Below are 18593 nucleotides of genomic sequence, written 5' to 3' on the forward strand. Positions count from 1 at the left end.
GGAGACTACGTCAGGGAGTCGCAGGCGCGGGAAAGCCGCAAGGGGATCTCAGCAAGAAACCGATTGTGCGAGTCATCACCGGACTCAGATGGCCCAACACGGAAGGAGTGCACATAGCCATACAATTCCGGAAACTGTGGAGTCTCAACATAATCAACAAGGACGGACAGGACTTCGTGTTCCACTTCGGGAGGAATGGGGGTGTTTGGTGCACAGGCGTTTCGCAACCGACAAAGCAACTGCAATAAATGCGGGGAACCGGTTAATCTTGCGCACCTGGCGATACGCCACCAGTAAGGAATCGGTATTTTCGCCGGCGAAGCATCTTGCAAACACACCTCTGCTGCAGACGCAAAGTACTGAGCCCACTTCGAACCTTCTTTGAATGCTTGCGCAGAAGTCCATGCGAGTTCTTCAATTCCGTCGATTTGCACCTCATTGAGTACATACATGCGATAAGCATGTGCCTGCTTTTGTAGCAAGGCAAGATCCTCGCTGGCTTCCATATTCTCTGAATCGATGGTGGGATAGAGGCTTCTAAACTGGAAAACAGTCCCTACCCGAATGGCGAATGCGAGATCATCCTTCGTTGCTCCCAGTATGCATTCGGCAAGATTCTTGTCCGTCAAGAGATCACATATTCCGCGAAGGACAGTGGCACTTCTCAGAGAAGAGGCTGCCAGTAACATAAATTTGACTCTACCGTAGATGGATGATTCAGCTTCCGCCACTTCCAAAAAGGCCTCAGCAAAAGCCTCTTTCCATGGATGATCGGCAAACACCTCCCCTACCATCTCGAGAATCGCCACCCTCGAAGAGCCACTACCAATAATAAACTCGGGATTCTCGACGAAGATCTGTTTAAACAACTTTAGAGCCCCGACTTTTTGTTCCACAAGATCCGGTCCGTCTCGCATGCATAGGAAAAAAAGTTCATAGTCTTCGGAATCGAGAACAACGAACGGGACGGATTCCCCCGTATTCTGCCGGGTATGCAATTCGCGCACAAGGCTGCTCCAATGCTTGCAATACGCTTCAAACAGGTGCCATTCCTCGGGAGGTGCTTCGGGTTCGGCTCCGTCGATCAGTTCATCGCATAGATCGGCCCACTTCGCACCTCCAGGGCCTTTCACCATTGAATGCGTAAATTTTTTCACCAGCCACATCACATCTTCGCCGCCTCCGGCCTTGAAACTGTCAATCCATAACAGGGCAGCAGAATCGCCAGGCCATATGTTGGCTACGATATTCCTGGAAAGCTCCTGGGCCCATGTCTCGAGATCGCCATAGCTGTCTCGGCGCCCCGCTAGACGGCTCATAAACACTTCCCATCGGGAGGCCTTCTCGGAACATACATCGGAAACAAATCCAACCCCCTCTTCACTTTTGGTTACGTCATTCAGTCCCGAAAGGAAGTCCTGCATTATTTCCTCGGAAACATCGCGCTCGAGCTCTGGCAGATTGTCCAGCATTTCCCCAAACGCATCCGCAATTGGAGCATGAAAAACCTCCAACCAGATCTCTATGTCCTCGAAAAGCGCTGCAAGAACCGAGAACAGGCACGCCGCCCCGACTTTTCTTGCTGCTTCCAGCAGTTCGTCAAGATGATGGCGAAGCACATCTACGTAGAGTCCCGGTGTGTCTTCGGGCATGAGTATGCCAAAGGCTTGCGAGAGTGGGCCTACACGCTTCAAGGGATCGTCGTCCTGTACGAACCATAGCACACTTGCCTGGGACCAGAGTTCCTCACGAATCGTTTGGTTGGCATCTCCAAGGTATCTTACCAACCGCCCATAGAAGGCGGAATGGTAACGTTCCTCGAACTGCAACGGGAAACGCCGAATGCTAATCAAGAGCGGCTCTTCAAGGGGACGCTCACGGAGCACCGCATTCGCCGTGTCAAGGAATCCTACGCTAATCCAGGTTCCACAGGCGGATATTTCCTGGGCGACCATGGCGAAGAGATCTATTCGCATTTCCTCGTCACCACACCGCAGCACCTCTTCCCCAAGCCCCTTGCTGTCTTCGAAGTTGAATCCGTTCTGTGACTGCGGTTGGTCTATCGTCCCATCCGTCTGCCGTCGACCTGTCTGCCGAAGTGAGGGAAATACGCGTTCAACTTGCCTTCTGATGAAGGCACCGGGAAGCGTGCCCTCCACATTCTGGCTGGCCATGTGCAAAACCCTGAAACCTTCAAGGTCAAAGGTTAGGTGTTGCTCGAGAACCAATAGCGTATCGAGATCTATCTGCTTCACTTCTCCCAGCGCAGAACAAGCGATCCTGTCGATCGAAAGCGGTTCCAGGGTTGAAGGGGGACTGTCGAGCATCGGCCCACATTTCTCAGCCTCAACGTATTGATGAATCAGCAAGGCCCGTTTGGACACTTCGCGTATAGATGGAAGCCGGGAAAGAAGCAGAGCTTGATGCTCTTTGTTCTCAGCCATAATCACACCGGCATATAGCAGGAAATCCATTCCATCGATCTTGCTCAGGTTTACTCCTTCCACATCCGCAGCCCGCAGTGTCCCGGGGCATCGCAATTCAACCGATAGACACAGGTGGGCACGCTCATCCTCTGTATACATCACTCGTATCGCATGGAGTATGTCGCGCCGGCTCTGAGGGTCGGGAATATTCTTTATAGAGATTCGAAGAAAACTATTTTCATCGCTTTGCGTAACGAACCGTTCCCTTAATCCTAGAAGATGTCCTGCCATATCTCGCGTGTGGAATCCGATCTGGCCGACACAACTGGAGCAAAACCGGGCGAGCGCTTCCGGATGAGGGATGGTTCCAAGAACCGGGGACGGGATAGGCTTCAATGAGGAGAGAATGGATAGGCAACGATCATAATCTGCTCCATCAACGGGAGGCGACTGCATTGATGCACGCAAAGCCGCTTTCTTCTCGGAGGAAATCCGAAGTCGAAGCAGTTGACGGATCATATGCTCATTAAGCCACTCACATCCCACAGAGCTCCCATGATTCAGCAGGAGTGAGAGTCCGGCCAATCGTACTCGCACTCCTTCCATTTTGCGGAGTTTTCCAGCAGCCTTCCACATTCTATCCCAGGTGTCTTTGAGGTAATCGTCTCCGACCTTGAATGCGACGGACAACGCGACCGCGCAAAGCTCACAGTCACCCATGGAAGCCCATAAGAGTAGAATCTCATCAATCCGCCGTTTAAGGAAATTATCGATTACGAGTTTCACGACTTGGTGGTTCTCTGCTTCGTTCACCAAATACTCCGCAGCACGCAACAATTTTCGATAACTTTCGTAGTCATTGATCCAAAACAGGGAATCTTCCTCCAACACCTCGGCAACGGAATCCCGAAGCATGGTTGCGAATGGTTTTGGCATGATCCCCGTTGACAGGAAAAAGGTCATGATATCCCCTACACGCGTCGAAGCATCGGGTTTATTGAGTTTCCAGTAGGCATTCAGGTGTTTCCGCAATTCGGGCGCACAGGCAGAGCGCGACTTCCCATCAACGGTGTCAAGTATGTCGGCTGCATCTTTGTAATGGTTCCGGCATATCTCTTCATGTAAGACTTTTTCTTCATCACCGGGGTTGGCATCAAAACTGGGCTTCATGCCACAACGAGCCAAATGCTCTGAAACAGTAGGTAGTTGCGCGCCAGCCTTACGCACAGTAGAACTCAATGCTTCACGGCAGAATGATTTATCCTTTCCATCTAGGGAGCTCAGTAGCCGGGCACAATAATCGAAGACAGGTCCCGCGTGCCCCAGTTCCTTAACTGCCGAAAGAAAAAGCCTATGCATTGCGGAGGCTGCTTGTGTATCGACCAGTGCGAGTCGCGCAACCACACTGCCAGCATATCGATGCCCCCAAAGTGGCTTCAAAATACCTAAGATGGCATCTCCGGCATTCTCCTGTAGTTGCTCTTCGAGGCATGCACACGCTTCAACAAGCTTGGCTGTAAGTGCTGGACAGTTTCTGACAGCCGCCGCTTCCGCCGTGGCAATCAACTCTATGACGCTTGATTCGGTAAGAGAATAACTGAGATGGGGTATAATGTTCTCGAGGGTAGCTTCGGATTGCCAGAGTGAAAGGATAACATCCCCTCGCTCTGCCATCCGGCGGTTCGATTCAGCCAGCGTTGCGGCCGCCAGAATATGTTTATCGGCATCCCCATCAGGGTGCAAAGCCAGTGAACTTTCGACGCGACGATGCAACAGGTTCTGAAATTGTTCGGGAGTGGTCTCGGGCTTGGTTCGCAAAGTTCGCAACACAGAATCTGTAACAAGATCAAGGTAAATCTTCGGATCACGTATTCCCAGCACCAAAAATGTAAACGCATATCGACAATGGCTTCCTTCCAGGGAGTCATCTGCGATGACCTCTGAGCATCTCTTTGCCAGATTATGTTGCAGCGAGTTCTTCACTTCGAATGGCGTGATTGGTGGCAGCAAAACCTTCATACGCAGGGAGGGAGGGCGCAGAATACAGTGACCTACAGGAGATGATTGGATAATTTCCGGTGCCAACGAAGCTAGCCGCGAAATGCTGTGACTATCCCAGCCGGTTAAGTACGGCAACAATTCCGTCGGAGAATCCTCCGGCAACAGAGCGAGAGCCTGAAGCAGCCGGAGCAAGTCCTCCCATTTCTCCTCGGGGCATGCTTGCCGGGTACGGTTCAGGGACTCCGTCGCGATACTGCTTGTGTTGATTTGGCCACCATTATTCGACATCTTCTGCCTCCAGCATATCGTGTGCGACTCTCCTCATGAGGAGGATGTTGGAGCCTGACAGTTCATACACCTCATTGGCTACTTTCTCCAGGCTGGAACAATCGTAGGATGCAACAGCAAAATAGGATTGTATGAACTCCAAAACACAGGATTCTTCATCAAACGAAAAAACAACCGAAGAACAAGGTAGACTACACAAGGCCAGTTGAGCTGGACTTGGAGAGCGAACCGTAAGTATCCAACGGAGTGGTCGTTTTCCTCCCTGAAGATACTGTCGGATCATTGTGAGTATCCGGCCAAGAAGCTCATCGCCGGATTGGTCGATCCCATCAAGCAACACCAGAACATCAAGCCCATCCAGTTTGGCTCCCAGCGCAGCAACGAATTCCCCTAACTTCGCACAGGAATCTACTCCACGAACAGACTTGGCCGCGCCGGACACTCCTGTAAATTTAGTCAGTTGCACAGCAAGAGATTCCGCAAGACAGGATTCCCGCTGCAGTTCTGTATCGTCTTCGCAAAATGGATAGTAGACCGAGGAACGTCGGTTTCGCTGATGGAAATCAAGGAGCCAAGTAGATTTTCCTGACTGGAAGCCACCAGGTAGAATAAGTATATCGGCCAGATTGCCGGACAGGGCTGTCTCGACATTCTTGTCAATGACAGACCGATGAAGAACCACCGGCGCAGATCGCTGGATCTGAAACATCCTGCGCTCCCTTGCATCAGAAGCAATGCCAAGCTGCTCCGCCGGCCTTGGCCCCTTCTGGGATCGAATGGTTTGCGCGACTTGGGCAGAAGGCATCACGCTGAGGCGATATCCGTAGTCTTTGCTTGTCCAAACAATCGCAATAACAATCCGACCCAAGGGCGAGGCTTCGTCCGCTAGCTTCTTGTGAATATGTTCCCTGGTTTTCTCCCGTGTCGGATCGTTCTTCAAATCCATCCATAGCACATCGCCATACTCTTCATTTGTCAGCAAATGCTCCTTTAACTTGCTGTACAATGAATGTAGAAGTTTTACTTGCGTAGAGGGCGGTTTGGCCTCTTTTACAGCCCCCGATGCAAACACCCAAAACCCCCGATTTAGAATAGCCTTCTTGCCTTCTCTGGTCTGCGTGCCGGGGAAAGCCGAGGCAAGGGCGCACTGCACCTCTTCCGAGTCGAGAAACTCGAGCGCCTTGGATGCTGAAATGGATCCTAAACCTTTCATAACCCGTTTTCCGTGATACAAATGAACTATACGGGATGATAAGATAACACGGAATCAAAAAACGAATCGAAACAGGGCCAGTAAGATGCCGAGACGAGCAAGGTTATACAGATTTCCAAGATTCGACTTCCCGATTTGCTCCCATGATCGAATACGGAGATTCCTCGCCACCACCATGCCACACTGGAGCATCGAGGCCCGAATCTATCAGTAACGCGTCGCAGGTGAGCCACACGAAGTCGCTCGGGGCCATTTCGCGCGTCAATGTGCAAAGCGACTCCAGACGAGGTGTGCTTGATGTCACCAGCAGCACCCTGAACCCAAGGAGTTTTCGATTAAACCAGTTTGGGTCTTCGTATCGTTTGTAGCCATTTCGACCGAGGTATGTACGGTAGACAAGCACCTTGCGCCGCACATCGCTTATAGCTTTTGATTTTCGTGCCGCGACCCTTTCCGTGCCCATGTCAATCTCCATAAAGAAGAGGAGCCCTTTGTCTTGCGTCGTGTCAGTGAGACAAAACACCGCGTCAGGAGTGAAGGAAAAAGACTCACCATCTGCACTTTCAACATGATCCGATATAATCGGTGCCCCGGTTTTCTTTACATGTGAAGGAGATGTTGAGGAGATGAAGCGTAGAGTCAGTTCCGGCTTTAGCCTGACGGTCTGCTCGAGGGCACACCGTACCGAGTTAAGCATAACCTGATGGTCTATCAGAGTGCCGATGCCCGAGTCAGTGACCGAGGAAGGTTTCACACATGCATCCAGCCGCCCGTGTTCTTTTAAAAACTGAACACCTGATTCCGTGACGGAGAACAGGTTTTCCGGCCGACCGCGCCGGCGTCCAATGCCGCGAGAGCCGATGTTGAGCAACCCATCCGCTGCCAGGCGCCGCGTCCGCCGTCGAACCATCTGCTCTGATGTATCGAGAAACTGCGCAAGCTGGATCGGGGTCGAAACCCTCAGTTCGGCTGCGACCACCATGAGGTTAATATCCTTATCCGCCGGCATGAAACATCTCCATTCTGAATAGTTGAATTCATAGAGATGAGCGGCAGAAACAGACTGGATGTTTCATCCAGCAGCGGTTTTTAGGGCAAAACTGCTGTCAAAACGTCCCTCCCGTGAAATTCTTCTTGTTAAAATTACACGCACCTACTGGCTTCAGACAATGCAACCACCAAAAACCGCGCGATTTGGTGAAAAATCTGTTCGCTACGGTGGGATTATGGAGCCTTACAGCCTGGTTGGTGATTTTGTACTGAGTAAGAAAACCATCCAGATGCCCGATCCATAGGAGGGCAAATCCCTTGTCATTTGGGAGACCGCTTAATGATGTAGATTGCTTGAACAACACCGACGAGAAAACAAGTCTGATGATGAAAGTGATGCCTGTAGCAGTCTAAACGTAGTGTAAGGACGCTCTGTCCTTTTCTTCCGATATGGAATCACGGGTGGCTGTTGCGTAACTTCTGAGCATTCTTGCCATCTTCTGTAACATGCTGGAGCATCGGCTGGAGAACACCCAGCCGGAGCGGTAGCCGTATGTAGGATTAAAGTGGCTGATGCGTTTGATAATGCCCAGCTTCTTGAGCTTCGCGCGGACGATATCGAGGATTCGAGAAGAGATTTCGTATCGAGATGAAATATCCGTGCTGGACAGAAGGAACTGGTTGTCGGCGTACTTGATCTCAAGCCAGATGGCTACAAAAGCCCGCTGGTGATTGCGGTTGTCCGGAAAGAAAATACGGGCGAGATCGTCAAGACCTGAAATCCGTCGCGCCAAAGCCGGGTTCATCTCAATCTTTGTTCTTACCGGCATAGGGATTCACCTCTCGGAATGATGGTTCCGTCAACGCCCGCTGCCGCTGGATAAAGCGATCATGGGCGATGATCAGGGCATCCTGACGAAACCCCGTTCCGAGCTGTTTCTCGATGAAGATGATGGTCTCGTAGGCGGATACGTAAATATCATTGAAAAGTCGCCAGAATCGCCATCGCACACCCTGGCGGGTCAGCTTGAAGAGACGTTCTACGTGTTCCCCATAGTTACCCCGCAGCACGAAGTAGAACGGCGAGTCAAACGTTCGTTCGATCCAGACCGCGTCCTGGTCGATGAGTTTCTGAAGCCGCTCCAGGAAGGCTTTGTCCTTTTCATTGAGCTTCATTTCCCTGCCAGGCGAAGCCTGCCTCCCTCTATCTGTTCGATCTCCAGCAGTCCCTCGTGCTCCAGGAATATGGCCGTGACAAACCGGAATATCTTATCGAGCTTCGCGTCCTCAATGAGTTGACGTATGCCTTCGAACTCGACGACGCAGCCCTGAACCAGGGCCATTAGGTGATGGCGGTAGACCTCAAGGTCGAAGTGTTCCGCGACTGCTTGGCGCAGCTCATCGGGAACGACGGAAGCGATGATGGCGTTCAGATCCATCTCCAGCCCCGGCACCTGATCGATCGACATAGGCTCACACATCACAAGAGGATCTGAGTGCGTGTGTCGGAACATCTGCCGAGACATTTCCTGTTTTCGGCGCTTCTGGTCCCGCGACGCCTGCATCTTTTCCCGAAAGTAGGCCGCGTTGAAGACTTTGATCTCAACATTGTAGATGGATCGCACAGGTTGACGGCACCGTGGACACCAGTAGTGGCATACCTTCAGAACCAGCTTGGATTCGCAATCCGGACAGGTCTGAAATACCAGCGTAGGATCGACCTGTGACGAACAGTTTGCGCACACAGCGAGCGCATCGCGTACCATTTGAAGTTCCGGCTCCCCGCATTCAGGGCAGAGCTTCTGAAACAGTACAACTGCGTAGAATAGATCCCTTGCACGAGTCTGGAGTGTAGCGATGCGGCTCTCGACCTCTCGGAATGCCATAAGGAGTGGGTTGCTTCGCGGCATGCAAATGTTCTCGTCGTATTGAGCTTCGATCATGCATTCCTTAAGGTCGCGACGCTTATAAAGGTTTCGGTGGGGAATGTCCTGTCAGACCATTCGCTCAATGAATGGATTCCACAATTATTAGCGAAAAAAAAAGTCAATGTGATGCAAATGCGTTTTTAGCATTCATCCAGACAGGTCGGCCCGGTTGGACAGCAATGCGAACCTCTCTAAAACGACTCTCCATCCGACTCGGTACCGATCAGGATAGTAATGCGAACTTGGAATCCTGAAAATTAAGTTTCGTGTTGATAATGACTTGCAACAAAAAAGTGCGAAACCGGATCAAAACGACCCGATTTTCGCTTTTTGAACGATCATCCAGATCGGTACTCCTGACTGGATAGCGATGCGAACTCACCCTCCTCTACAACCCCAGTCTAAATTACACCGCCACGGCTTCACTTTTACGAATATCATCGAACTGATTGATTAGAACATCGCCATCATCGAAGTGAGCAACGATCCTAAGTTCTCCACCCATAGCAAAAAGAATCTTGCGCAACGTGCTAATATAGATATCCGACTGACTTTCAAACTTTGAAACTGCAGCCTGATTAACATGCAGCTCCTTGGCCAGCTCCTCCTGAGTCAATTCCATAGCCTGGCGTAACTCTTTTAGAGCCAGTTCATTTTTCAGGACCTCAGTCTTGATTTTTATTTTTTCCAGGCGCTCTTCGGGCATATCGGCTAATAGCTTTTTGAATGACTTACTCATAGCAAACCCTCCTTCTCTAATTCTTCCATATGTTTATCGTATATCTTATCCGCCTGAGGAACGAATTCATCGTACCAACGGTTATTACCAACCTTATTTCCGCCAATCAACAGGATCGCACATCGTCTGGAATCAAAGGCATATAATACCCGATACGGGTCACCTGCATGCTGAACCCTCAACTCACGCATATGACTATGCTTGGATCCAGCTATTCCCGAGCTGAATGGAAACGGGAGAGATGGCCCCTTTTCGCCAAGCAGATTTACAGTAGCCACAACGTCATCCTGCACAGCTTCGGAAAGCGATTCCCACCAGCCCTCAAATTCATCCGTATATTCGACATCCCATTTCATAACGGCGCTCAACATATAACCTTAGAGTTATATTTGTCAATCATATGTTTTTATTGCTCTCCCGATCTCTGCTTTTCGGTAGCCCGAACAGCATCCTTCAGGTAAATTTTGCAGCTTTGCTGATTTCTTAGGGGTGCGAAAAGGTATCGCCTCCCATAAGTTCATTATTGATAGCAAGTTTTGAGGATTATTATTTTGGGTAAGACAAACGATAATTTTAGATTTTTGCAGGTGGTATTCATCCTTCTTTCGAGGTTTTACATGCCTAGATATGATGTGCGGATTCAGATTCTTAAATATCAGATTAAAATGCTTCGTGATCGGATTGATGATCCACGAATCATCACGGAGAAAGAGGAGCGTACGGAATTGATGCGACTTGGAGCTTTGATCGACCATGACATCTCCGATGTGATGCTGGTGGTTAAGCCTAAAACCTATCGCACTTGGCAGCGAAAGAAAGCGGGTAAAAAACCGAAGCGCAAAGGGGGACGACCGGAAACGGAAGCAGGAACGATCCAATTGATTCTTAAACTCGTCACAGAAAACCTTGGCTGGGGATACAAAAGAATATTTGGAGAACACTGTCATCCCATAGAGAACGCTAATGAAGTATAAGCGCCCGTTTTTGTTAAGGTTTTTGATGTTCGGTTCATTTAGTCGATTTCGATTTTTTATCGAAGGTTAATGATGGTTCCCCGTTTTAAACAGTTGGCTGTCCCACAGCTTTTAGACGAACCCCGGCAGATACGCCTGTTCCGGTGCTCCTCTGATACGACTGGGTGGTTTGGCTGTCCCATAGGATTCCAGCAAGGCCGTCAGATCCCAGCGTCGCCACAGCGCGGCGCGCACAACGGTAAAGAGACGCTTGAAGCTGTGTCCCCACCCGTGCATGAACGCCAGGCAGCGCATGAGCAGATGCACCAGCAGCCCCGTCCAGACCTGCCAGCGAACGGCGTTGGCGCTGTAGCCGAGGAAGTCGGAGAGCTGGAGCGTCTGCTTGATCTCTTTGAAAAATACCTCGATGTCCCATCGGCAACGGTAGAGTTCAGCGATCGTCCACGCGCTCCACTCCATGTGGTTGGTCATGAAGACCATTTCGACATCTTTGCCGTTGATCTCCACGAGGGCAACGACGCGGCGCAGCTCGCTCGGGTAGGCCTCCTTCGATTTTTCGAGCGCCATCTCAATCACCTCGTCGCGAATGATGCGCTTGTGTCCGGTAGTTTCGAGCGTGCGCACCACATCGTATTGCATGTTGTCCTTGGCCCGGCCTACCCACCAGATGCCGCGCTCCGTCAGTTCGTAGAGATGCCCGAATTTCGTGTAAGCCTTGTCGAACACGGCGATTTCACCGGATTTGAGCCCTGCGCACAACGCCTGCGCCTTGGTGCTATCATGGTGCTTCGCCGTATCAACGATGGCGCACCGGGGCAGAAAGCTCTGCAGGTCGAGGCGCAGATGACACTTGGCCGCGGCTTTGCGACGGCGGTGCTTCGCCCAGTCCATGCAGTTGGCGACCAGTTGGACCGTGGTCGAGTCCATCGCATGGATCGCCTTGCTGAAGCGCCGAAGGTATCCGCGCCGAACTTTGCCTTTCGCGAAGCCCGGAACCGTATCCATCAGATGCTTCATCATGCTCCAGTAGAGTTCTTCAGCCATGTCCGCGCTGCGGACCCTGTTCGCATGGCTCAGGTTGTTGCGCGAAGGAGGAACTGCACCTCGTATAGTCGAGAGCGCCGCCGCATTCATCTGGAGCGCGTCGCACACATCATTGAGTCCAAGCGCGTGCGAGAAGTGGGCGTACATCAACGAAACCACATGGCTCCACGGCGTGTACGTCCGGCATCGGGCGTCTACGCCATGCTTCTTCGCAAGGTTCGACACCATGTGTCCGGGAATCAGATTGCACATTTGTTTCAAGGTAGTATACCTATGTCCGGCTGGTTTGTGTTTTTGTCTTTGTTTTTTCATACCCTCCGAGTGGAGGATTTAAGACGCACTTACCAGCCTTTTTATTTAAGAGCTATGGGATGACAGTGACTTGGATTTCTACCCTTTGATTTTTTCGTTTTTGCACTCACATTGATCATTCGACCGGAACTGAGAATTTCCTCGAGTTTTTCATCCCTTCTTCCTCTGTCCTATTTAGCGGGGAGTTTGGCGCCGACGCTTTTGAGGTATTTCAAATCGTCCGCCTGCAACACCTTCGAACCGAGCATGCTCGTTTGACCGTTGGCTGTTTTGATGGTCAGAATTGTTTTGCCTTTCGGGTTCACGAAAATATCGGCGAGCGATCCTTCCATCTCCTGCTTTTTTCCTTTAGCCCAAACCCGGCTTTCAAACGTTTTGCCGGCAGGCATCAGGTGGGCGCTGGATTTCTTCGTAGATACAGCGGGTTTCTGTGCCGGGTTTTTACGGACCGCCGCACTACCGGTCAGTTTCTCAACCGGCAGGTTGCGGAGATTCCGATAGGGGCGCAGCTTGCTATTTGCGTTGGCTTCGGGATCATACAGAGGGTTGGGACGACGCTGATATTTTAGCGGCACGACTTCGTCGATTATGACGTCGATTTGCTTAACCAGCTCCTGCGCTTTTTCCGGCATCTTTTCGGCGAGATCGTTTTTCTCTTCGATATCCTGCGCGATGTTGTAGAGCTCGAGATAGCCCTGATCGTCATAGATCAACTTGTAATCGCCTTTTCGAATCGCACTGCGAGGATCGCCGGCTTTATGCCAGAAGAAGGTATCGCGGGTGTATTGATTGGCTTTGTTTTTCGGATCTTCGAGCAGCGGAAAAATCGATTGCCCGTCCAACCTCATTGCGTCCAAATCGCCGGCTTGTCCCACCACATTCATAATGGTCGGGAACATATCTTCGATGCCAATCGGCAGATCGCAGAATGTGTTCGGCTTAATTTTACCAGGCCAGTAGGCGATAAACGGAACGCGCACGCCGCCTTCTGCAACAGCTTGGGAAAGGATTGCTGCGAACCGTCGAACACCCCTTTTTCATTCACCTTGAAACCATTTTTGTGGCTGTGCTTACCGGTCAGAATGGTGGCGCGACTCGGCCCGCAGATCGAATTACCCACCATACAACGGTTAAACCGCATTCCATCAGCCGCAAGCTGGTCAAGGTGCGCGGTCGGTGCGACTTTCGCAAGGATTCCACCGTAAGCACTGATCGCCTGGGTGGCATGATCGTCCGTAAAAATAAAAACTATATTCGGTCGCGCGGCCGAGTGGGCAGTCATCACCATCCCCGCAAAACAGACTGTCCAAAAAATTAATTGTTCACACCGCTTCATACAGCCTCCATATCCACAATCGTTCTTTCCTTTAATTTTCCATCAAGCATCCGGTCAATATGATCGCTCAATTCACCCAATGAAATTTCGGTATACATTTCCATTAATTAACGGATACCGTACTTCGATGATTCTCAACAACGACCTCCAAACCTCGGAGGCTTGTGTTGTGTTCAACGTCGACCTTAACGCCCTTTGGAGCCCCGATATTAACCCGCAGGGTTTTGCCGAAGATCTTCCAATCCACATGTACTGGCCCTTTGGGCGTAGCCATGGAACCGCTCGCCTGCGTGAGGCCGCACAGACGCGGGCTGACTTCAAAGGCTGTGCCGCCCGCCGCAGTCTGACGAATCCCCAGTACAATACGGGTCAGGAACCAGATCGGGCTCGATGCCCAGGCATGACAGTGGCTGCGCGTCGGAAAACCGTGCGTATCAAAGTCGCTGCCTGCAAACATTTCCCAAACGGTACTGGCGCCGACATCAATCATCGGCTGGAACTTGGTACGGATCGAATCGAGCAGCGCATCATATTCACCGACTTTCTCAAGCGCCTCATACATAAACTGCATCGCGAAGGGAGATCCGATGGTGGTCATGTCTTTCGGCGGATTAAGCAGGTTGTTGAGTGCGGGCTTCTGGATGCGCTTATCGGCCACATCGCACATGATCGACAGCATGGAGGTGTGCTGGCAGGTTTTGGTACTCGGTTTACCGGTTGCATCCAGCAGTGCGTCCGGATAGCTTCTCCGCTCTTCGTCCCACTGCGCATTGATGGCACGAATCAGCTTATTGCGTCGGGTTTTCAGCTTCTTTGCTGCCTTTGCTTCACCCAAAACTTCAGCGCAGCTTTCGGCCGCTTTCAGCGCACCGGCCAACAGCATGCTGTTGTGCAGCAAGGTTTCGTTGTCATGATCGATCGGTGCCCATTCCAAAAGATTCCACAGCGGCCCGCTGAAGAGGCCTTGCTTATCTTTATACTGCTCGGCACCGTCCAGGTTTTTCAAAACGGCGGGCCACAGTTTTTTAAGGAAGCGCTTGTCGCCGGCATGAAAATAGTGTTCCCAGACCTGCATGCCCCAGAGAAAGCTCCAGGCCGGAAGCTGACAGTCCCACGACGACGGAACCTGACATCCGACTATGGTAAACTGATCAAGCGACTGCGCCCCGAGTTCGAGGCTCCGCGCGGAAACATCATAATTCCCATAAGCCGCAAAAGCATAGAGCGCCTCGTTCCGGGCATCGCCAATCCAGAGCGTTTGTTCGTAGAGAGGGCAATCCGTAAACGTATCCTCCATACAGAGCTTCAGCGCGCGCTCGGACATCTGCCAGATTTTATTCAAAGCCGGATCGCTCGATTTGAATGGTTGAACCGGCGTCACCGGTGCGGTGGATTCAATAATGCGCACCGATTTAATTTCAACCGGGGACTTTGCATTCCGGATGGTCACGAAAAGATATTGTCCCGCACGACGCTTGAGCGACCTGAAGCGGTTGACCCCCTTCTTCGTAATATAGCGCATGCCATTGCGGTTGAACGGCAGCGTATGCTGGATGGTTCCTTCGGGGGTAATGTACTCAACGGCGTTGAGGTCGATGATAACCCCCTCTTCGGCCTTGACCGTAAACTCAAAATAGCCGCAGGTTTGTTCACCAAAATCGTAACAGTATTCCGCGACTCCAGCAGGTAGGGCGTTTTCGATGAAAGCGCCGCCCGCTTGACTGCGGACCGCTCGGCGAGCCGTCCCTACCTTCTGGCGTGCAGCAAACTCTGCAGCCGGATCTTCCATGAAGATCTGTTCCTCCGGACGATCCAAAGCAGAAAACCCTTTCGGATATTGCTCGATAGCCTTCTGCCAACGCCGTTCGGCCTTTTGAGCCTCTTTATCTTCAAAGCTGGCAAACCAGCGTCGGTCATTATTGAGGAACAGGCATGTTGCAGCGATTGAAACCGTCCAATCACCCCACCCCTTCAGATTGCGCCACGGGAAGGTGAGCTCCTTGTTATGGCCATAGAAACTGGTACAGAAAAAACGGACGTCATGCTTGCCGGGTTTCAAGGTCACCTTACCCGTTTTAAGCAGGTGGCCGTTTACCGATATCTTCCATTCATTGGAACCGAAATCAAAGGGTTGCTTTTTGCGAACGGTGAGCGTGGAACCGAGCACCACCGGCCGGCTGGTATAAAAATTGGCTTCGACCAATTCGCCATGCGCTAGTTGCGTAACCGGAACACACCAGTGCGGCTCTCCTTTTTTTACGCGGGCAATGATCGGCTCCCCTTTCGGGCGACGCGGTTTTTTGGTGAGCAACTGCGTATTGCGGCGGAAAAGTTTTCCGGGGCGCTTCACTTCAACGGCGGGCTGCCAGTCGAGGATCTTTTCAAGGCGCGCATCATATTCCTCGAATGGTTCCATCTGAATGGAAATCTTGGGAGTCCACTGCTGCCATGCATTCGACGGTGCAGCCTGCCAGGAGGCATCGGTGCCGATGACTTCGCCATCGACCAGTATCGCGGCGCGCAATCCGGCCGCCTGTGGAATCTGATGAAAGGTGCCGATCCCGAAATAACGGGCGATCACTTCGATGGTGTTCTTACCCGGTTTGAGCACGGCAGAAAGATCGTGTTCGTCATACTGAAAGTAATCCGGATAGGCGCGCGCGGGCCCGTCATGGATCCAGGTGCCATTTACCGAAACGCGATACCAGCTGTCCGCCGTAATCTGCAGCCGTGCACCATCCGTTTTGGTTACTTCAAACTCCTTTTGAAAGAGTACGGTTTGATTGTATTCGCGCAGACTCTTCTGCACGCACCAGATCCATTTGGATGCCTTCATAAAACTCCTTAATAAACCGATACCGTTTGTTGAATGGTGTCGCGCCAGGGGCAACACCAATCCGATTTAGCCTCTTATACTCAACGATCCAGCAAAAATGAAAATCATTCCTGCTGGATCGCACTAACAGAGGACTGCACGTTCTATATGTATTAGGCCTCCAGCACGACTTCTACGGTATGCTTTTCACCGTCGATCGGAAGTGGTTGCGATGCATCGTGCGGTTGGCCGTCCACGGTGATGGATGCCACGGCGGAACCGGCTTTTTTAGCCGGATTAGCGATACGGATGTCGTAGGTGGTTCCACGATAAATGCGCTGCACCGAAGCCGTTTCCCATGCGGATGGCAAACACGGCTTAATCACCAAACCGCCGAGTGTGCGGCGCACGCCGAGCATGTGCTCGGTCACACACTGGTACATCCACGGCACGGAACCCGTCGTCCAGGAGTGCTCGCCCATACCGACGCGGTTTTCGCTGTCAGGACCATAATATCCATTAAAGAAGACGTTCGGCTGGTTGAGCACGGGGCGCTCCGGGTTACCGGGCTGAACGGCATTCCACAGCTCATACGCTTCGTCGGCCATGCCACGCTCAAGCAAGGCCAACAACATGAAGGCATTGCCATGGGTGTAGACGCTGGCATTTTCAGCCGCACCGGGACGGATCGAGCTCAGGCGCCCGACGTTGTGCACATATTTTGTGTAGGCCGGCCAATTCAGCATCAGGCCCCAGCCGGAATCGAGCATTTGCCCAACACTGCTCCAGCTTTGCTCCCAGCGATCTTCCGGCACCACTTTTCCAAGCTGCGCCCAGCTCTGCATGTTAAGGAAAATCTTTCCTTCATCGTTCTGCTGCGAGCCGATCGCATTCGCATCATCATCCAGTGCGCAGATATACCAGTTGCCGTCCCAGGCATGTTCGTTAATGGCCGCGGCCATCTCTTTCTGCCACAGGCGATATTCAGCAGCATCATCGGCTTTACCGATGTGCTCCGCAATGTCCGCAAGAATCAGGCAGCTGCGACAAAAGGCCATCGAAAGCCAGACGCTCTCGCCACGCCCTTCGCGGCAGACGCCGGTCAGCGAATCGTTCCAGTCGCCGTAGAAAACCAGATTCAGATCGTGCGCCCCGCGGTCTTCACGCAAACGTAGAAGCGAGCGGCGCAGATGTTCATAAACCGATGCCTCGCCCTGATCGAAGAACGGAACCGTTTTTTCCAAGGTTTGGAAATCGCCGGTTTCGGCAAGGTATTCCGAAAACGCCCCGATCATCCACTGCGAGCTGTCGGCGTAGCGCAGGTCATCAATCGGATGCCAGCCGCGCAGCCCGAACCCGGATTCATACTGGTGAGCACAGGCCTTCAGCAACTGGTCCAGCGCCGCTTCCGGCTGCTGGATCACCGCGCCCTGGCACTGCTGGATTATGTCGCGATAGCCCTTGAAGCCCCAACGGGTCCAGACCACGCCATAATCAATCTGCTTCGGACTCCAGACGTTGATCATGTTATTCAACACTTCATCGGGCGTCTTCACCTGGAGATTGGCAGCACGATCGTTTTCCACTTTCAACAGCGCGTCAAAATGAACATCGGATTCCAAGGAACCGGCCGAGAGATATTTTGCGGTCAGCTTGTCAATCATCGGCACCGCATCGCAGGCGCCGATCATAAAGCGCACTTCATCCTGCGCACCGGCAGCCAGCTCCATTTCAATCTGCAGCGTTCCCACCGGGCTGAACATAGCACATTTTGAGTTGGAGCATTTACCCTGCTCCACCGCCAGCGGATTCTGCGTGGTGCGGCGCGAGCCGATCACGGCACCCAGGCTGGCATCCCAGCCATCGGGATTACGATTAACCGCCATAAAGCCATTATGCCACGGCAGGTCAACGCCCTCCAGATAGCGCGGCGCATCCATACAGACAAAGATCGCCCGCTGTTCCGGCAGATATTCAGCAATACGGTGCAACTCACCGCAGTAGAGGTCTTCGCCATCGCAGTTCATCGGGACATAAGTAAACAGCTGCATCTTGCGCGTGCGGTCCCCCACATTGCGCAAGCGGACGTCCCACACTTCCACCGGATCTTCACCGGCTGGCACGTAGATGCGCCAGACGGCTTCAATGCCATCGGTGACATTTTCCACCACCTGATAGTTCTGCCCGTTGCGACATTCGTAGCGCTCGTAGTCCTTGTAGACCGGTGCAAAACCGACCGAAAAATATTCACCGCTCTCCGCATCGCGCACATAAACGAAGCGATCGTTCTGCACAATCTTGCAGTTGCGCCCCGCCGGCGACATGTGCTTGGCCATCCCGCAGTTACCCTGATCGAGCATCGTCAGGTAGTTCGGGTTATACATCATATTGTGCAGTGTGCGATCCGGCTCCGGCGTCGCAATGCACAGCTCTTTTCCGTCCGCCTTGTATTCGAACGGGATTTTTTCCGCAGCACCGCCGAATTCGGCGGGAATGATTTCCGTTAATGTTCCACTGTCAGCCATAA

General features: G+C 52.1%; 15 protein-coding genes. 2 read left to right on the top strand and 13 right to left on the bottom strand.

What is annotated here, in order from left to right:
* Positions 1–5: 5 nt before the first annotated feature.
* The 3 genes from E9954_RS10100 to E9954_RS10110 form a co-directional block, all read right to left on the bottom strand.
* Positions 6–4715 (bottom strand): hypothetical protein, encoded by a 4710-nt coding sequence (locus E9954_RS10100; RefSeq protein WP_136079056.1) that lies wholly within the window; start codon positions 4713–4715, stop codon positions 6–8.
* A complete protein-coding gene (locus tag E9954_RS10105) occupies positions 4705–5928 on the bottom strand; it encodes a hypothetical protein (protein ID WP_136079057.1) in 1224 nt (407 codons plus the stop codon). The genes E9954_RS10100 and E9954_RS10105 overlap by 11 nt, the downstream gene beginning before the upstream one ends.
* A gap of 103 nt (positions 5929–6031) precedes the next feature.
* The gene (locus tag E9954_RS10110; protein WP_136079058.1) at positions 6032–6937 is read right to left on the bottom strand and encodes a replication-relaxation family protein; all 906 of its coding nucleotides are present in this window, start codon (positions 6935–6937) and stop codon (positions 6032–6034) included.
* Positions 6938–6995: 58 nt separating this feature from the next.
* On the opposite strand from E9954_RS10110, the gene E9954_RS10115 reads away from it, so the two are divergent.
* A complete protein-coding gene (locus tag E9954_RS10115; RefSeq protein ID WP_136079059.1) occupies positions 6996–7223 on the top strand; it encodes a hypothetical protein in 228 nt (75 codons plus the stop codon).
* Positions 7224–7328: 105 nt separating this feature from the next.
* On the opposite strand, the gene E9954_RS10120 is transcribed toward E9954_RS10115, so the two are convergent.
* From E9954_RS10120 to E9954_RS10140, 5 genes are all read right to left on the bottom strand, one after another.
* A complete protein-coding gene (locus tag E9954_RS10120) occupies positions 7329–7748 on the bottom strand; it encodes a hypothetical protein (protein ID WP_136079060.1) in 420 nt (139 codons plus the stop codon).
* Positions 7726–8094, bottom strand: coding sequence for a hypothetical protein (locus E9954_RS10125; protein ID WP_136079061.1), 369 nt, complete (start codon positions 8092–8094; stop codon positions 7726–7728). The genes E9954_RS10120 and E9954_RS10125 overlap by 23 nt, the downstream gene beginning before the upstream one ends.
* A complete protein-coding gene (locus E9954_RS10130; protein WP_136079062.1) occupies positions 8091–8861 on the bottom strand; it encodes a hypothetical protein in 771 nt (256 codons plus the stop codon). Before E9954_RS10130 ends, E9954_RS10125 begins: the two co-directional genes overlap by 4 nt.
* 391 nt (positions 8862–9252) lie before the next feature.
* Positions 9253–9585, bottom strand: coding sequence for an XRE family transcriptional regulator (locus tag E9954_RS10135; protein WP_136079063.1), 333 nt, complete (start codon positions 9583–9585; stop codon positions 9253–9255).
* The gene (locus tag E9954_RS10140; RefSeq protein WP_136079064.1) at positions 9582–9941 is read right to left on the bottom strand and encodes a type II toxin-antitoxin system RelE/ParE family toxin; all 360 of its coding nucleotides are present in this window, start codon (positions 9939–9941) and stop codon (positions 9582–9584) included. Before E9954_RS10140 ends, E9954_RS10135 begins: the two co-directional genes overlap by 4 nt.
* A 195-nt stretch (positions 9942–10136) precedes the next feature.
* On the opposite strand from E9954_RS10140, the gene E9954_RS10145 reads away from it, so the two are divergent.
* Complete coding sequence (locus tag E9954_RS10145) at positions 10137–10559, top strand: hypothetical protein (protein ID WP_136079065.1); 423 nt, start codon at positions 10137–10139, stop codon at positions 10557–10559.
* A 111-nt stretch (positions 10560–10670) separates the two neighbouring features.
* Here E9954_RS10145 and E9954_RS10150 read toward each other — a convergent pair whose 3' ends face one another.
* The 5 genes from E9954_RS10150 to E9954_RS10170 form a co-directional block, all read right to left on the bottom strand.
* Entirely contained in the window at positions 10671–11915 is a 1245-nt protein-coding gene (locus E9954_RS10150) for an IS4 family transposase (protein WP_136079066.1), read from the bottom strand.
* A 170-nt stretch (positions 11916–12085) separates the two neighbouring features.
* Positions 12086–12895 (bottom strand): sulfatase/phosphatase domain-containing protein, encoded by an 810-nt coding sequence (locus E9954_RS10155; protein WP_342793724.1) that lies wholly within the window; start codon positions 12893–12895, stop codon positions 12086–12088.
* Positions 12796–13251, bottom strand: coding sequence for a sulfatase-like hydrolase/transferase (locus E9954_RS10160; RefSeq protein ID WP_222847131.1), 456 nt, complete (start codon positions 13249–13251; stop codon positions 12796–12798). The genes E9954_RS10155 and E9954_RS10160 overlap by 100 nt, the downstream gene beginning before the upstream one ends.
* A 103-nt stretch (positions 13252–13354) precedes the next feature.
* Complete coding sequence (locus E9954_RS10165) at positions 13355–16087, bottom strand: family 78 glycoside hydrolase catalytic domain (protein ID WP_136079068.1); 2733 nt, start codon at positions 16085–16087, stop codon at positions 13355–13357.
* Positions 16088–16239: 152 nt separating this feature from the next.
* Positions 16240–18591 carry a GH36-type glycosyl hydrolase domain-containing protein gene (locus E9954_RS10170; RefSeq protein WP_136079069.1) on the bottom strand — a complete coding sequence of 784 codons (2352 nt, stop codon included), beginning with the start codon at positions 18589–18591 and terminating at the stop codon, positions 16240–16242.
* Positions 18592–18593 lie beyond the last annotated feature (2 nt).

Source organism: Pontiella desulfatans (assembly GCF_900890425.1).
Classification (GTDB): domain Bacteria; phylum Verrucomicrobiota; class Kiritimatiellia; order Kiritimatiellales; family Pontiellaceae; genus Pontiella; species Pontiella desulfatans.

What these genes read in the sequence shown, in the direction of transcription:
- E9954_RS10140 (WP_136079064.1), bottom strand. Translation starts at nt 9,941, where the DNA reads ATGAAATGGGATGTCGAATATACGGATGAATTTGAGGGCTGGTGGGAA.
- E9954_RS10125 (WP_136079061.1), bottom strand. Translation starts at nt 8,094, where the DNA reads ATGAAGCTCAATGAAAAGGACAAAGCCTTCCTGGAGCGGCTTCAGAAA.
- E9954_RS10105 (WP_136079057.1), bottom strand. Translation starts at nt 5,928, where the DNA reads ATGAAAGGTTTAGGATCCATTTCAGCATCCAAGGCGCTCGAGTTTCTC.
- E9954_RS10135 (WP_136079063.1), bottom strand. Translation starts at nt 9,585, where the DNA reads ATGAGTAAGTCATTCAAAAAGCTATTAGCCGATATGCCCGAAGAGCGC.
- E9954_RS10120 (WP_136079060.1), bottom strand. Translation starts at nt 7,748, where the DNA reads ATGCCGGTAAGAACAAAGATTGAGATGAACCCGGCTTTGGCGCGACGG.
- E9954_RS10170 (WP_136079069.1), bottom strand. Translation starts at nt 18,591, where the DNA reads ATGGCTGACAGTGGAACATTAACGGAAATCATTCCCGCCGAATTCGGC.
- E9954_RS10110 (WP_136079058.1), bottom strand. Translation starts at nt 6,937, where the DNA reads ATGCCGGCGGATAAGGATATTAACCTCATGGTGGTCGCAGCCGAACTG.
- E9954_RS10150 (WP_136079066.1), bottom strand. Translation starts at nt 11,915, where the DNA reads ATGAAAAAACAAAGACAAAAACACAAACCAGCCGGACATAGGTATACT.
- E9954_RS10100 (WP_136079056.1), bottom strand. Translation starts at nt 4,715, where the DNA reads ATGTCGAATAATGGTGGCCAAATCAACACAAGCAGTATCGCGACGGAG.
- E9954_RS10160 (WP_222847131.1), bottom strand. Translation starts at nt 13,251, where the DNA reads ATGAAGCGGTGTGAACAATTAATTTTTTGGACAGTCTGTTTTGCGGGG.
- E9954_RS10115 (WP_136079059.1), top strand. Translation starts at nt 6,996, where the DNA reads ATGTTTCATCCAGCAGCGGTTTTTAGGGCAAAACTGCTGTCAAAACGT.
- E9954_RS10165 (WP_136079068.1), bottom strand. Translation starts at nt 16,087, where the DNA reads ATGAAGGCATCCAAATGGATCTGGTGCGTGCAGAAGAGTCTGCGCGAA.
- E9954_RS10130 (WP_136079062.1), bottom strand. Translation starts at nt 8,861, where the DNA reads ATGATCGAAGCTCAATACGACGAGAACATTTGCATGCCGCGAAGCAAC.